General features: G+C 69.1%; 13 protein-coding genes. 8 read left to right on the top strand and 5 right to left on the bottom strand.

Going from position 1 to position 13,776, the window contains the following annotated elements:
- Positions 1-10: 10 nt before the first annotated feature.
- Positions 11-646, bottom strand: coding sequence for a type B chloramphenicol O-acetyltransferase (catB, locus tag Sp245p_RS00840; protein ID WP_014238987.1), 636 nt, complete (start codon positions 644-646; stop codon positions 11-13).
- Positions 647-951: 305 nt separating this feature from the next.
- Between catB and Sp245p_RS00835 the strand changes: the two genes are divergently transcribed.
- The 4 genes from Sp245p_RS00835 (at position 952) to Sp245p_RS00820 (ending at position 3,287) form a co-directional block, all read left to right on the top strand.
- On the top strand, positions 952-1,152 hold the full coding sequence (locus Sp245p_RS00835) for a hypothetical protein (RefSeq protein WP_014238988.1): 201 nt from the start codon (positions 952-954) through the stop codon (positions 1,150-1,152).
- Between the two features lie 394 nt (positions 1,153-1,546).
- A complete protein-coding gene (locus Sp245p_RS00830) occupies positions 1,547-1,933 on the top strand; it encodes a MarR family winged helix-turn-helix transcriptional regulator (protein ID WP_014238989.1) in 387 nt (128 codons plus the stop codon).
- A gap of 97 nt (positions 1,934-2,030) precedes the next feature.
- Positions 2,031-2,510 carry a YchJ family protein gene (locus Sp245p_RS00825; RefSeq protein ID WP_014238990.1) on the top strand — a complete coding sequence of 160 codons (480 nt, stop codon included), beginning with the start codon at positions 2,031-2,033 and terminating at the stop codon, positions 2,508-2,510.
- 15 nt (positions 2,511-2,525) lie between these two features.
- Entirely contained in the window at positions 2,526-3,287 is a 762-nt protein-coding gene (locus Sp245p_RS00820; protein WP_014238991.1) for a YkgJ family cysteine cluster protein, read from the top strand.
- A gap of 33 nt (positions 3,288-3,320) precedes the next feature.
- On the opposite strand, the gene Sp245p_RS00815 is transcribed toward Sp245p_RS00820, so the two are convergent.
- The 3 genes from Sp245p_RS00815 to murJ all read right to left on the bottom strand — a co-directional run bounded on the left by Sp245p_RS00815 (position 3,321) and on the right by murJ (position 6,834).
- A complete protein-coding gene (locus Sp245p_RS00815; RefSeq protein WP_014238992.1) occupies positions 3,321-3,938 on the bottom strand; it encodes a pyroglutamyl-peptidase I in 618 nt (205 codons plus the stop codon).
- Positions 3,939-4,199: 261 nt separating this feature from the next.
- On the bottom strand, positions 4,200-5,198 hold the full coding sequence (gene trpS, locus Sp245p_RS00810; RefSeq protein ID WP_014238993.1) for a tryptophan--tRNA ligase: 999 nt from the start codon (positions 5,196-5,198) through the stop codon (positions 4,200-4,202).
- A gap of 61 nt (positions 5,199-5,259) precedes the next feature.
- Positions 5,260-6,834 carry a murein biosynthesis integral membrane protein MurJ gene (gene murJ / locus Sp245p_RS00805; RefSeq protein ID WP_014238994.1) on the bottom strand — a complete coding sequence of 525 codons (1,575 nt, stop codon included), beginning with the start codon at positions 6,832-6,834 and terminating at the stop codon, positions 5,260-5,262.
- Between the two features lie 194 nt (positions 6,835-7,028).
- On the opposite strand from murJ, the gene Sp245p_RS00800 reads away from it, so the two are divergent.
- From Sp245p_RS00800 to Sp245p_RS00790, 3 genes are all read left to right on the top strand, one after another.
- The gene (locus Sp245p_RS00800; RefSeq protein WP_014238995.1) at positions 7,029-9,539 is read left to right on the top strand and encodes an ATP-binding protein; all 2,511 of its coding nucleotides are present in this window, start codon (positions 7,029-7,031) and stop codon (positions 9,537-9,539) included.
- Between the two features lie 182 nt (positions 9,540-9,721).
- Positions 9,722-10,834 (top strand): ABC transporter substrate-binding protein, encoded by a 1,113-nt coding sequence (locus tag Sp245p_RS00795; protein WP_109138322.1) that lies wholly within the window; start codon positions 9,722-9,724, stop codon positions 10,832-10,834.
- 228 nt (positions 10,835-11,062) lie between these two features.
- The gene (locus Sp245p_RS00790) at positions 11,063-11,464 is read left to right on the top strand and encodes a hypothetical protein (protein ID WP_014238997.1); all 402 of its coding nucleotides are present in this window, start codon (positions 11,063-11,065) and stop codon (positions 11,462-11,464) included.
- A gap of 111 nt (positions 11,465-11,575) precedes the next feature.
- Here the strand turns inward: Sp245p_RS00790 and Sp245p_RS00785 are convergent, their stop codons facing one another.
- The gene (locus Sp245p_RS00785) at positions 11,576-12,508 is read right to left on the bottom strand and encodes a replication protein RepA (RefSeq protein ID WP_014238998.1); all 933 of its coding nucleotides are present in this window, start codon (positions 12,506-12,508) and stop codon (positions 11,576-11,578) included.
- Between the two features lie 680 nt (positions 12,509-13,188).
- Here Sp245p_RS00785 and Sp245p_RS00780 point away from each other — a divergent pair.
- Positions 13,189-13,767, top strand: a complete 579-nt coding sequence (locus tag Sp245p_RS00780) for a phosphatase PAP2 family protein (RefSeq protein WP_041810840.1) — start codon at positions 13,189-13,191, stop codon at positions 13,765-13,767.
- Positions 13,768-13,776: the final 9 nt, after the last annotated feature.

The raw sequence follows: 13,776 nt of genomic DNA, 5'->3' as shown, positions 1-13,776 counted from the left end.
ATGGTTGCCGTCAGGTGTGCTTAATCACGTCCTGCCAGTGGCGGTGCAGGAGCGCGACGTCGCCGCTGGTCAGGATCGGCATGGCGCCCTGCAACTGGTCATCGGACCAATCCCACCACCTCATCTCGAGCAGCAACGCGATGAGATCATCGTCGAAGCGCTTGCGGATCACCCGGGCGGGGTTGCCGCCCACGATCGCGTAGGGCTCGACATCCCGCGTCACCAGCGCCCTCGTGCCGATCACAGCGCCGTCACCGATGGTGACGCCGGGCATGACGATGGCTTCCGACCCGATCCAGACGTCGTTGCCGATCACCGTATCGCCGGCCGGTCGATAGCCGTTCCGCGCGCCGACGAACGACGGCACCTCGGGCATCCAGAAGAAGGGAAAGGTGCTGATCCAGTCGTTCCGGTGGCCTTGGTTGCCCGCCATGATGAAGGCCGCACCGGACCCGATCGAGCAGAAGCTGCCGATCACCAACCGGTCGACGCCCTCGTCCGGGAGAAGAAACCGGGCGCAGTCGTCGAAGCTGTGGCCATGATAATAGCCGGAATAATAGCTGTAGCGGCCAACGACGATGTTCGGGTTGGTGACCTGCTTGTCCAGAACCATGCCCTTGAACGGGCTTTCGAAGACGTTTTCCATCAAACCACTCATGGCTCGTGAGCCGCCGATCCGGCGGCTTTTTGCCTGCGCGCGGGCGCAGGGACACACCGCGGGCTCCCCTTCCGGGGCGCACGCGTTCAGGCTCCGCGCGTCGGACGCGTCAGAGCACGATGCCGGTGGTACTTGGGGTCGCCTTCATGACGGGAATCCATACCGTGGAAAAAGCGGATCGCCAAGGGCGAAGGCGGAGCAGCCGAACCGCTTGGTCCGGCACGCGGAAATCGGGCTTGACGGAAATCATCCGATAGCGGATTAATTGCTCCTCTGCACCAAGGAGAGGAGTCATGCAGACCTTGTGGAACGCCCTGCTGCGGCAGTGGCTGGACCGCGACGGCGATGATGCCGGCGTGGAGACGCTGAGCGCCCATCTGCGGCGCGACATCGGGCTGGACGGAACCGAAGCGGGCTATATCCCGGCCCAACATATCCGGGAACGGAACCTTTCGGATGCCCGGTCATTTTTGACGTTGCAAGCGTATCGCTGACAGGCGATACCCGATCCTGCGGTTTCCCTTCGGGGCCGCGCCTTCCTTCAACCCCTGCCTTTCTTCAACCCACGGAGACCACGATGAAAGCCATCGTACCCACCACCCCGAATCGCCGACAGGGCGATTGGTCCGCCCATACCACCCAGCGAGCTAACGGCTCCCTTCTTCAACCCAGCGCATTGGAACGCGAATTCCGGATATCGAGAGGAAGCCATGTGTGTCTTTTTGGGGTTTTGCGGTCGTTCGGTCTTCGTTGAGCACGCCCACTGGGCCTCTCCGGATCGTTTTTTCGACGCCCGGCGGGATAACGGGGAATTCGTGATATGGCTTGGACGCCTGAACATCATCTACACACCGGCCCGATGGGGTCCTCGCTCGGGGAGGGTCGCTGATGCCGGCCCACGTTCGCCCTGACGAGGTGACCACCGTCGTCCATGTGCTCGAGGCGTTTCGCAAGCTCGATCCCGACCTGCCGATCCAGTACGCGCTGTCCTTCATGACGATCGCGCAGAACGAAGGGATTTCCATCGGCGAGCTTGCGGAACGCCTGGGCATCGCCCAATCCTCCGCGTCGCGCAACGTCGCCGCGCTCAGCCGCTGGCACAGCTTCGGGAAGGCCGGGCTCGATCTCGTCCAGGCCCAGGAAGACCCGCGCGAACGCCGCCGCAAGATCGTCACGCTCACCGACACCGGCCGCGCCTTCCTCGAGGAGCTGCGCGCCATCGTGAAGCCGGCGGTCCACACCCCGTCCGAACCGCGCCGCGCCCGTTCGGCCTGAACTACCCTGCCCATCCGTTGTGTTCGGTCAGCAGCGCTTGACCGGGGGGGCCCATCCTGCCACACCAGCCCCGGACCCACCGACGGACCCGCGCGCCATGACCTCCTCCGCCTGCCCCTGCTGTTCGGGCCTTTCCTTCGAGACCTGCTGCGGCCCGATCCTGGCCGGCGCGCCCGCCGCGACGGCGGAGGCGCTGATGCGGTCGCGCTACACCGCCTTCGTGCGCCACGACCTCGACCATGTCGAGCGCACCCACGCGCCGGAGATCCGCGAGGACTTCAACCGCGCCGAGGCGGAGCGGGTGGCCGACGAGTGCGACTGGCAGCGGCTCGACGTGCTGCGCGCGACGGAGGAGGGTGACGAGGGCACCGTCGAATTCCTCATCCAGTTCCGTCGCGACGGCCAGGACATGCGCCACCACGAGCGCGCCTCCTTCCGCCGCATCGACGGCCAGTGGTTCTACAGCGCCGGCGAAGTGAACCCGAAGGGCGAGCCACGCCGGGTCGTCAAGGTCGGCCGCAACGAGCCCTGCCCCTGCGGGTCGGGGAAGAAGTTCAAGGCCTGCTGCGGCCGCTGAGGGCGGACCCGGATCATGGAACCGCGCTTCGCCTGCACCGCCTGCGGAAAATGCTGCCACGGGCTGCTGCCGCTGACGCTCACGGATGCGGTGGCCCACGCCGTCCGCTTCCCGCTGGCGCTGGTTTGGACGGTGATGCGGTCGAACGCCAAATCCTACGACCTCGCCACCCGGCTGGGCACCACCGTGCGCCTGCCCAACCGCAAGACAGTGGCGGTGCTGATCCAGCCCAGTGCCTATCTGCCGAACCACTTTCCCTGCCCGGCGCTCCAGCCGGACAACCTTTGCGGCATCCACGCCGACAAGCCGTCGCGCTGCCGGACCATGCCCTTCTACCCCTACCGCGAGGAAAAGGATCAGGCCGATCTGCTGGTTCCGCGCAAGGGCTGGGAGTGCGACGTCTCGGCGGAGGCGCCGGTCGTCTACCGCAACCACGCCATCCTCGACCGTGCGGACTTCGACCGGGAGCGCGCCGAGCTGCTGGAGCAGGCGCCGGTCATGCGCACCTACGCCGACTATGTGCTGAAATACATGCCGTGGATCGTCAACGATCTGGCGAAGATGGCCGCGGCCCCGGCGGGGGGAAAGCTGGTGACCAGCCTGTCCTCCTTCCTCACGGCGACCCGGCGGACCGACGCGCGGGAGCTGGCGGCGGCCCAGGCGCCGCTGATGCAGGCGCTGGCCGAGCGCACCCGGAACGACCCGGCGCTGGCCGATTTCCACAAGAACTACGCGGGCTGGGCGAAAGAGATGGAGCGGCTGGCGCAGCGCCCCTGATCGCGGCCCCCTGATCGCAGCGGCGCCGCCGGGTCAGGCGGCGATCCCCAGCCCCTGGCGCAGCAGCCCGACCAGCACGCGCAGCGCCCGTTCCTGCTGGTCCAGCGTCAGGCCGGAGCGGCCCGGCTGGTCGGCGACCTGCTCGGGCAGCGGCGGCAGGTGGACGAAGCCCATGGGAACGTCGAGGTCCGCCGTCTCGATCAGGTGGCGGGCGCGGTAGAACAGGTGGTTGCAGACGAAGCCGCCGGCATGGTCGCTGAAGGTCACCGGCAGGCCGGCGATGGCCAGCTCGCGGACCAGCGTGGGGACGGGCAGGGTGGAGCCGTAGGCGGTCGGCCCGTCCGGTTCGATGGCGTCGTCGGTGCGCACCATCCCGGCGTTGTCGGCCTGCTCGCTCTCGTCGCGATTCCAGGCCAGCCGCTCGATCTTGATGTATTCGGACCCGGCGGCCAGCCCGAAGCACAGGGCGGCGGCGGGCCGGTGTTCCTCCAGCAGCGCGGCGAAGGCCGCGCCGCAGGCGTCGTATTCCACGGGAAGGACCGCGGTGACGATCCCCGGCTCGCCGGTCAGCCGCTCCATGAGGAGCGCCGTCGGGTTGACGGCGTGATCCCCGAAGGGCTGGAACCCGGTGAGCAGAATGGGAGCTGTCACGGCGGACGCCTTTCGGTCGGGATGGTCAAGAACTGCGGCTATGGCATTCCAAGTCCCCTCTCCCCTCTGGGGAGAGGGTTAGGGTGAGGGGGGTGCGCGTGTCGATATGTCCGGCAAAAGCGCAACCCCCTCACCGGCCCTTCGGGCCACCCTCTCCCCGCTTTCGGCGGACCGAAGGTCCGCCTGTCGCGTCAGCGCAAACTTCGTTTGCGCGTGAGCAGAGGGGAGAGGGCTAAGGAGGCTGAACCCGATCACTTTGGCTCAGGGACGCAGAAGGCCGATGATGTCCTTCACGCCGTTCAGGTTCGTCTCGGCGATGGCCGCCGCGCGCTCGCCGCCGCGGCGCAGCAGGCGGTCGATTTCCGCCTTGTCGTCCAGCAGCTCCTTCATGCGGGTGGTCATCGGGGCCAGCTTGGCGACCGACAGGTCGACCAGCGCCGCCTTGAAGCCGGAGAACTGGGCGCCCGCGAACTGCTGCACCGTCTGCTCGCGCGTCTGGCCGGACAGGGCGGCGTAGATGGTCACGAGGTTGTCGGCCTCCGGACGCTTCTCCAAGTCGGCCAGATTGTCCGGCAGCGGCTCCGGATCGGTCTTGGCCTTGCGGACCTTCGTCGCGATGGTGTCGGCGTCGTCGGTCATGTTGATGCGCGAATATTCGGACTCGTCCGACTTGCTCATCTTCTTGGTGCCGTCGCGCAGGGACATCACGCGCGTCGCCTCACCCAGGATCTGCGGCTCGGGCAGCGGGAAGAACTCGGTGTCGTAGCGGCGGTTGAAGGCGCCGGCGATGTCGCGGGCCAGCTCCAGATGCTGCTTCTGGTCCTCGCCCACCGGGACGTGGGTGGCCTTGTAGAGCAGGATGTCGGCGGCCATCAGCACCGGGTAGGAGTAGAGGCCGAGGTTCGCCATGTCCTTCTGCTTGCCGGCCTTCTCCTTGAACTGCGTCATGCGGTTCAGCCAGCCGAGCGGCGTGTGGCAGGAGAGGATCCAGGCCAGTTCCGAATGGGCCGGGACGAAGGACTGGTTGAAGAGGATGTTCTTCTCCGGGTCGATGCCGGCGGCGATGTAGGCCGCGGTGACCTCGCGGATGTTGTTGCGCAGGACCTCCGCGTCCTGGTCGATGGTCAGCGCGTGCAGGTCGACGACGCAGAAGATGCACTCGTAGCTGTTCTGCAGCTCGACCCAGTTGCGCAGCGCCCCCAGATAGTTGCCGAGGTGAAGCTGCCGGGTCGGCTGCATGCCGGAGAAGATGCGGTTCACGGGAGGACTCTCGCTCGAAACTTCTGGAAGGCGGCTGTTATCGCGCCGGAACCGGGCGGGGTCAAGACACGGGCGGCTCCAATTCCGGAGTGTCCTTGCGCAGGAAGCCCTTCAGGTCGGCCAGATCGGTGGCGCCGGTCAGCTGCGCCAGCGCCCCGAACACCGCCACGCCGCCGCCGACCAGCAGCGCCAGCGCGCCGAAGCGGACCAGGGTGGACGACGCCTCCAGCCCCGGCGCCAGGAGCGACGCGCCGACCAGAAGCGCCGCCCCCATGCCCAGCGCCGCCGCGGCGATGCGCGGCGCGCGGCCGAGGAAGCGCCCGTCGAGCTGCAGGAAGCCGCGGCGGCGCAGCGCGTGGGCCAGCAAAGCGAGGTTTGCCCAAGCGGTCAGCCCGGTGGCCAGCGCGATCCCGACATGCCCCAGCACCGGCATCAGCGCGATGCCCAGCGCCAGGTTGGCCAGGGTCACCACCACGGCGACGCGCACCGGGGTCGCCGTGTCCTGGCGGGCGAAGAAGGCGGCGTTCAGCGCCTTGACGATCACATGGGCGGGGATGCCGATGGCGTAGGCGGCCAGCGCCCAGGCGGTCGCCTGCGCCTCCGCCGGGCCGAAGGCGCCGCGCTCGAACAGCACCGAGACGATGGGCGCCCCGGCCACCCCCAGCGCCACCGCCGCCGGCAGGCCGAGCAGCAGGCTGAACTCCAAGGCGCGGCTGAGATAGTGGCGGACCATCCGCTCGTCCCCCGCCGCGGCGTGGCGGGCGAGCACGGGCAGCAGCGCGGTTCCGATGGCGATGCCGATGACGCCCAGCGGCATCTGGTTCAGCCGGTCGGCGTAATAGAGGAAGGACACCGCGCCCGACGGCAGCAGCGAGGCCAGGACGACGTTCAGGAACAGGTTGATCTGCATGACCCCGGCGCCGATGGCCCCGGGTCCGACCAGCCGGAACAGGCGGCGCATCCCCTCGGTCAGCCGCGGCGCGGTCAGGCGCAGCGTCACCCCCGCCGCCCGGCAGGCCCAGCCCATCCAGACGAGTTGCACGACGCCCGACAGGGTCACCGCCGCGGCCATCGCCCGCCCCGGCTCCAGCCCCAGCCGCGGCGCGGTCAGCAAGGCGGCGATCAGCGTCAGGTTGAAGGCGATCGGGGCGGCGGCGAAGGGGCCGAAGCGGTCCAGCGCGTTCAGAATCCCGCCCAGCAGCGCCACCAGGGAAATCAGCGTCAGATAGGGGAAGGTCAGCCGTGCCATGTCGACGGCCAGCGCGAACTTCGCCGGCTCGTCCACGAAGCCCGGCGCCAGGATGTGCATCAGCGCGGGCATCGCCAGGATGGCCAGGGCGGTGAAGGGCAGCAGAACGGACAGCAGGATCGCCAACGCCTGCTCGGCGAAGGCCACCGCGGCGGCGCGGCCGTTGCGCTGAAGCTCCGCCGCGAACAGCGGCACGAAGGCGACGCTGAAGGCCCCCTCCGCGAACAGGCGGCGGAAGAAGTTGGGCAGTTTCAGCGCCACGAAGAAGGCGTCGGCCACCGGCCCGGCGCCGAGCACCGCCGCGGTCAGGATGTCGCGGGCGAAGCCGGCCAGCCGGCTCAGCAGCGTCAGGCTGCCGACGGTGGCGATGGCGCGGGCGAAACTCATCCGCCGGTCGCCCGGTTCGCGGCCAGTCCCCGCGGCAGCGTCGCCAAACAACCCGCAAAAGTTTGATTATTCTCTACTTTTTGTATCATTGGTCGCCGGGTTGTCCATTGAAGAGGGAAGTCGGCTGGCGCATAATGCGTGTTGGGCAGTGTTTGAGGTCGGCAGTGCGACGATGGATCGCTTTTCCGCGGGGGATGGAAGCTCGTCTCGTTCTTCCCGCCGTTGCGGTCGCCGTCGCCATCGCGGCGCTGTGGTGGACGCTGCTGACCCGCATCGACCGCGAGGAGCGCTTCCTCGACCAGACGACCCGCCAGCACACGGCGGCGATGGCGCAGCTGGTCGAGGAACAGGCCATCGCCACCTTCCGCCGGCTGGACGATCTTCTGATCGACGTCGCCTCCCATGTCGAAAAGGACATTCCGCTCCTGATTCCCACCCGCCGGTCGTTCGAGGAAGGATTGGCCGCCTCCATCCGGATTTACGACGCGAACAGCTGGCTGTCCATGGGCTTGGGGCGGACCACCACCCGCAACCCGGTGCTGGAGTGGGAGGAGTTCGCCCGGCACAAGTCCGGCGCCCACCGGAAGGGGAACCAGAAGGGGTTCGTCATCGGTCTGCCCTTCGTCAGCCCTGGCACGTCGGACGTGTTCATCCCGGTGTCGCGCCGGCTGGAGGGGACGGACGGGACGTTCCGCGGCGTCGCCGTGATCGACGTCCCGGCGGAGATCTTCTCCCGCTTCTACGGGCGGCTGGACCTGCCGCGCGACAGCTCGGTCGCCATCGCCCGCGCGGACGGCCCCCTGCTGGCCCGCCAAGCCCTTCAGGACCAGGTGTTCGGGCGCAGCTTCCGCGGCTCCGGTCTGTGGCCGGAGGCCGGCAGCGGAACCGTCCGGCACCATCGCGTCGTCAGCCCGGTGGACGGGGTGGAGCGCATCTACGCCTTCCGCGCCTCCGCCGACTACCCGCTGATGACGGTGGTCGGTGAGTCGGTGGAGACGGTGTTCGGCGCGTGGCGGCAGAACCGCTTCTATTCCATCATCTGGGCCGCCGCCACCACCGCGGTGATCCTGCTGTTCACCACCGCCTTCCTGGTGGAGCTTCAGCGGCGGCGCCACGGCGACCGGGCGCTGCGCATCCGCAACCGGGCGATGGAATGGAGCGGCGACGGCATCCTGATCGCCGACGCCACCCGGCCGGGTGTGCCGGTGGTCTACACCAACCCCGCCTTTTCCCGGCTGATGGGGATCGCTCCCGGCGCCGCCGACGGGCGTGCCACGCGGGACGTGCTGGGCAGTTCGATGGAGGACGAGGAGGGCTTGTGTCCGCTGTGCGACGGCGCGGAGGACGCCGGGGACACGCGCGCGGAGTTCGCCCGTCCGGGCGCCGCGGGACGCGGTGCGTCGGAGGTCTGGCTGGAGCTGCGCGCCTCGCCGGTGCGCGGCGCCGGGGGGAGGCTGGTCAGCGTGATCGCCACCGTCCGCGACATCACCGAGCACAAGACCGCCCAGGCCGCGCTGGCCGAGGCGCGGCGGGAGGCCGACCGCGCCAACATCGGCAAGTCGAAGTTCCTGGCGGCGGCCAGCCACGACCTGCGCCAGCCCGTGCAGTCGCTGATGCTGCTGATGGAGGCGCTGTCCGCCCGCGCCACCGATCCCGCCATGCGCAAGATCCTGACCACCATGGACCGCGCGCTGGGCGCCCTGAAGATGCTGCTCGACGGGCTGCTCGACGTGTCGCGGCTGGAGGCCGGAGCGGTGGAGCCCAAGCGCGCGGTCTTCCCGGTGACCGAGCTGCTGGACCGCATCGCCGCCAACAGCCGCCCGGTGGCGGTGCGCAAGGGGTTGCTGCTGCACATCATGCCCTGCGACGCCCATGTGGACAGCGACCCGATGCTGCTCGGCCGCATCCTGCAGAACCTCGTCGAGAACGCTCTGCGCTACACCAACCGCGGGCGCATCCTGGTCGGCTGCCGACGGCGCGGCGCGGTGCTGCGGATCGAGGTGTGGGACACCGGCATCGGCATCCCCACCGACCGGCAGGAGGACATCTTCCAGGAGTTCGTCCAGGTCGGGAACGCCAGCCGCGACCGCGATCAGGGGCTCGGCCTCGGCCTCGCCGTGGTGCGCCGGCTGGCCGGCATGCTGAACCACCCGGTCACCCTGCGCTCCGAACCGGGGCGGGGGTCGGTCTTCCGGGTGGAGGTGCCGCTCGCCGATCCCCCCGCCCCGGCCGAGACGCTGGCGGAGGACTTCCCCGTGACCGCGCGCATGCGGGCCGGCGCCCGCGTGCTGGTGGTCGAGGACGATCCCATCGTGCGCGAGGGGCTGTGCGCGATGATCCGGCAATGGGGACACGAGGTGTTTCCCGCCGCCAGCTTCGGCGAGGCGGTTGAGGCGTTGCGCCGCCACCCCGATCCCGACGTGATCGTCGCCGACTACCGGCTGGGCGAGGGGCACTCTGGCACCGAAACCATCCGCGAGGTGCGGCGGCGGTCGAAGCGCCCGATCCCCGGCATCCTGGTGACCGGCGACACCGCCCCGGAGCGTCTGGCCGAGGCCGAGGCCGGCAAGTTCAGCATCCTGCACAAGCCCGTCCTGGCCGACGACCTGCGCCGGGCCATCGCGCTGGCCCTGGCCCCGGCCGCGTTGGCCCCACCGGCGCCGTCCGCGCCGTCCGGCGCGGCGCCGCGCGAATTGGTCGACTGAATCAGCCCTTCGCCATCCTGAAAGCCGTGTCATGCGCCGGACGTGCGGCAGCCCGTGCCTGTTTGCCCATTGCGTCGAACCCGTCCCTTTGCTTGTTTGCCTGTTTCGGAGGCGGCGTCCGCGGTCTCCGACCCGAAAGCGTTCGATAAAAAGAACCTGTTCCCGGAGAGAGGAATCCACCCATGATCCGTGCGAAGCTGGCTGTGACCGCCGCCGTCGTCGCCCTGGGGGCCGGCCTGTGGGCCGGGGCCGCCCAGGCCGACATCACCATCGCGCTGGCCGGCCCGATGACCGGCGCCGCCGCCGCCTATGGCGAACAGACCCGCGCCGGCGTCGAGGCCGCCGTGGCCGACATCAACGCCAAGGGCGGGCTGCTCGGCCAGAAGCTGGTCCTGACCATCGCCGACGACGCCTGCGACGCCAAGCAGGCGGTCGCCGCCGCCAACAAGCTGGTGAGCCAGAACGTCGCCGCGGTGATCGGCCATGTCTGCTCCGGCGCCTCCATCGCCGCTTCCAACGTCTACGGCGAGGAGGGGATCGTGATGATCTCCCCCACCGCGACCAGCCCGCAGCTCACCGACCGCGGCCTGAAGAACGTCTTCCGCGTCTGCGGCCGCGACGACCAGCAGGGCGAGGTGGCGGCCAAGCTGATCGCCGACCGCTACAAGGGCAAGAAGGTCGCCATCGTCCACGACAAGCAGGCCTACGGCCAGGGCCTCGCCGACGACGTGAAGCGCCGCCTGAACGCCGCCGGCATCACCGAGGCCGCCTTCACCAGCATCACCGCCGGCGAGAAGGACTATTCCGCGCTCATCACCCGGCTGAAGTCGGACGGCGTGGACGTGCTCTACTACGGCGGCTACGACCAGGAGCTGGGCCTGATCGCCCGCCAGGCGGCCGACCAGCAGTTCCGCCCGCAGATCATCGGCGCCGACGGCATCCAGCCTCAGTCCTACTGGAACATCGCCGGCGACACGGCGGAAGGCACGCTGTTCACCTTCTCGCCCGATCCGCAGCGCAACCCCGCCGCCAAGCCGGTGGTGGAGGCCCTGCAGGCCAAGAACATCCGCACCGACGGCTTCACCCTGTTCGCCTACGCCGCGGTGCAGACCTACGCGGAAGCCGTGCAGAAGGCCAACAGCGCCAAGCCCGACGCCGTGGCGAAGGCCCTGCGCGCCGGCCCGTCCTTCGACACGGTGGTCGGCTCGCTGTCCTTCGACGACAAGGGCGACCTGAAGCAGCCGGGCTACGTGTTCTGGGCCTGGAGGAACGGCGAGAAGGTCCAGGTGGACTGAGGCCATCCGGCCGATTCGAAAAGGAAGGAAGGCGGGGCCGCCGTGCCCCGCCTTTTTTCTGTCCGCCTTCCTTCTGCCCAGCCCTTCTGCCCGGCCCCTTCTGCTTGGCGGATTCGGGATGGTCGGCGATTGCCAAGGGCTGGGTGAGAACCTTTTCCCCGTTCCTGTGTTTGGGCAGAGGTAACCAAACACCGCCAACCAACACCGCCATTGGGCAGGGAGGCCGCGATGCATCGCCACGCCGGACGCCGTTCGCGCAATCGCAGGACCGCCGGGATCATCCTGTGCGCCGGCCTTCTCGGCCTCGGTGCCTGCGCCGGTCTCGCTCCGCCGCGCACCGCGGAGCCCGCCCCCGGAGCGGTGGAGACGCTGAACGGCTTGGTGCAGAGAACCTGCAATCGTCAGGTCGCGTCCGTCCTGGCGGGTGAGGGGATTCCGGTGGGGCAGTTCCGGGCCGCGGTCTACAGCGAATTGCGCACCGGACCGGGTGGGCGGGTGTCGCAATACGAAATCTGGCTGTATGCGCAGGACAAACCCGGTGTTCTCATCGTCAATACGGACGAGACGTGCCGTCCGATGCAGATCTACACGCGGGAAGGCGGCAGTCTGCAAGCCTTCAAGGCGGGATAGGTGAAGCTCCGCTCGTCCGTCTTGGGAGGATGCCGCTCCATCCTCTGGCAATCGCCGACTCCGATTCCGGGGCCGGGTGGCTTGGCAATCGCCGACTGACCCGCCGCCGACTCACCCGCGCGCGGCGGGGAGAATCTTGCGCTCCGGAATCGGCGGGGGCGACGGGTAGAGCAGGACGCCGGTGTCGGAGAACTCCACCCGCGCCGCCTCGTAGACGGCCAGCGCGAGGTCGAGCGCCACCCGGAACTCCGGCTTGAAGTGCTTCAGCTCCTTGTAGCCGCCGCCGAACTGGGTGAAGAGCGCCTTCCAGGTCACCGGAATCGGGTCGCGCAGCACGTGCAGCCGGTAGGCCAGCCAGACATAGACGTCGATCGCCATCGAACAGCCGCCGATGTGGCGGATCGCCGGCTCCCAGATCGGGACGGGAGAGCGCTTCAGCGCGGCGAAGAAGGTTTCCGACAGCTGCACCGTCTCGCGCCACAGCGTGCCCTGGCCGTCGTCGTCGCGCAGGCGGATGCCGCCGTTGACGATGTTCTCCTTGGCGAAGCCCTCGGCCCCGTCCTTGTCCCAGAAGAAGGTCAGCCGGCACAGGTTGATGCGGGTTGCCTGCTCCTGCACCGCCTTGTAGGTGGAGCCGCCGGCCGACACGCCCATGCGGTCGAGCCAGTCGTTCATCGAGCGGCCAAGCTCGATCTCGCGGCTGTTGTCCTGGATGGCGCGGGTCTGGAGATAGAGCAGGATCAGCCGCGCCTTGGCGCCGTAGGGGACACCGACCGGCATGAGGCTGCCGTCGCGCTTGCGCTCCTTGCCCGGCTCGACCAGCAGGGTGACGCGGCCCTGGTCGCGGCGCCATTCGGCGTCCGGCGCCAGCTTCCGGTGGGGCAGGCTGGTCAGGCAGAATCCGGAATAGGTGATGCCCAGCGCGTTGGACTCGTCCTCCAGCACCGCCGCCGCGACATCGACGACGCTGGCCCGCTTCGGGTCCACGAGGTTCCGCGCCTCGCGCCGGCCATGCGTCATGATGAGTTGGTGCACGTCGCCCATAGGTCCCCCCGTCCATTCTGCCTGCAGTCGATCATGCACCGCCGGGAGAGTCCATTTGGCGATCACCGACGAGGCTAATTGAGACCTAATTGCTGGAGTCTATTTGCTAGGTCGGCGATTGCCTGGGGACGACTCGGGGGTGCGTCGGCGATTGCCAGAAGACTCGTCGGCGTTCGCCAAGGGACCATGTGGGAATCATCGATGACTCGGCCCAGACTTAAGGCGACTCGGGCATTGGTCGGCGATTGCCAAGGCGGGGTGGAGCGGGCGAGTCGCGACTCGGGATGTCATGGGCTGGTCTTGGTGATGTCTGGCCGATGTCCGGGCCGGTGGTCGGCGATTGCCAAGGTGTGGCGGCGAACCGGCTTGGCAATCGCCGACTCCAGAACCTTATCTAAAACCCTCTCCCCTCTGGGGAGAGGGTGGCCCAAAGGGCCGGTGAGGGGGATGCGCTTTTGCCGGACACACCGCAATGCGCAACCCCCTCACCCTAACCCTCTCCCCGGAGGGGAGAGGGGACATCACCGCACGGTCGGCGATTGCCAAGACGGTGCCCCCAGGATGGCGCCCCCCATGCCGGGCACCCCTGCCTTGCGGGGCCATGCGGGCACGAAACGCCAGCGCGGCTGTTTACGCTTGGCCTCCGCGGTGATGGGGGCGTGCTTTGGGAGATCCGCGAGATGAGCGACGAGGGTTTCACGGACCGCGTTCTGGACGGCGTGAACGGGCTGGACGGCACCGCCCGCCGCAAGGCCGTCGCCCTGGGCGCGGAGGTGCCGGCCCTGCGCGACGGGCTCCAGGTGCCCAGCTCCCGCATGGTGCTGATGCCGGCGCTGGGCGCGCTGTGGGCGGCCGGGCTGGGCATGGAGAAGCCGGGCTGGTCGCGCCTTGCCCGGCAGGGGCTGCTCGCCATCGCGCTGGGGACGGTGGCCGGCAAGGGGATCAAGCGCGTCGTCTGCCGCGCCCGCCCGAACGAGGGCCGCGACCCCAGCCGCTGGGGCAAGGCGGACGGCAAGCACGCCTCCTTCCCCTCCGGCCACGCCATCAACGTGTCGGCGCTGACCACGGCGGTCGGGCTGAACCGCGGCCTGTCCCCGGCGACCATGGTCAGCCTGGGCTTCGCCGCGGCGGTGGGTTGGTCGAGCCTCGCCACCGAACGGCATTGGGCGTCCGACTACGCCGCCGGCATGGCGACCGGCGTTCTGGCCGGTCTGGCCGCCAAGGCGCTGGACGGCTGGGCGGAGGACCAACTGTCCTGATAAGCGGGC

The organism is Azospirillum baldaniorum, assembly GCF_003119195.2.
GTDB lineage: Bacteria > Pseudomonadota > Alphaproteobacteria > Azospirillales > Azospirillaceae > Azospirillum > Azospirillum baldaniorum.
The sequence above is the reverse complement of the archived record's forward strand: the minus strand, read 5'-3'. Positions and strand labels throughout refer to the sequence as shown.

Coding starts and splice junctions, on each gene's coding strand:
- catB (WP_014238987.1), bottom strand. CDS start 646: ATGGAAAACGTCTTCGAAAGCCCGTTCAAGGGCATGGTTCTGGACAAG.
- Sp245p_RS00835 (WP_014238988.1), top strand. CDS start 952: ATGCAGACCTTGTGGAACGCCCTGCTGCGGCAGTGGCTGGACCGCGAC.
- Sp245p_RS00830 (WP_014238989.1), top strand. CDS start 1,547: ATGCCGGCCCACGTTCGCCCTGACGAGGTGACCACCGTCGTCCATGTG.
- Sp245p_RS00825 (WP_014238990.1), top strand. CDS start 2,031: ATGACCTCCTCCGCCTGCCCCTGCTGTTCGGGCCTTTCCTTCGAGACC.
- Sp245p_RS00820 (WP_014238991.1), top strand. CDS start 2,526: ATGGAACCGCGCTTCGCCTGCACCGCCTGCGGAAAATGCTGCCACGGG.
- murJ (WP_014238994.1), bottom strand. CDS start 6,834: ATGAGTTTCGCCCGCGCCATCGCCACCGTCGGCAGCCTGACGCTGCTG.
- Sp245p_RS00800 (WP_014238995.1), top strand. CDS start 7,029: ATGGAAGCTCGTCTCGTTCTTCCCGCCGTTGCGGTCGCCGTCGCCATC.
- Sp245p_RS00795 (WP_109138322.1), top strand. CDS start 9,722: ATGATCCGTGCGAAGCTGGCTGTGACCGCCGCCGTCGTCGCCCTGGGG.
- Sp245p_RS00790 (WP_014238997.1), top strand. CDS start 11,063: ATGCATCGCCACGCCGGACGCCGTTCGCGCAATCGCAGGACCGCCGGG.
- Sp245p_RS00785 (WP_014238998.1), bottom strand. CDS start 12,508: ATGGGCGACGTGCACCAACTCATCATGACGCATGGCCGGCGCGAGGCG.
- Sp245p_RS00780 (WP_041810840.1), top strand. CDS start 13,189: ATGAGCGACGAGGGTTTCACGGACCGCGTTCTGGACGGCGTGAACGGG.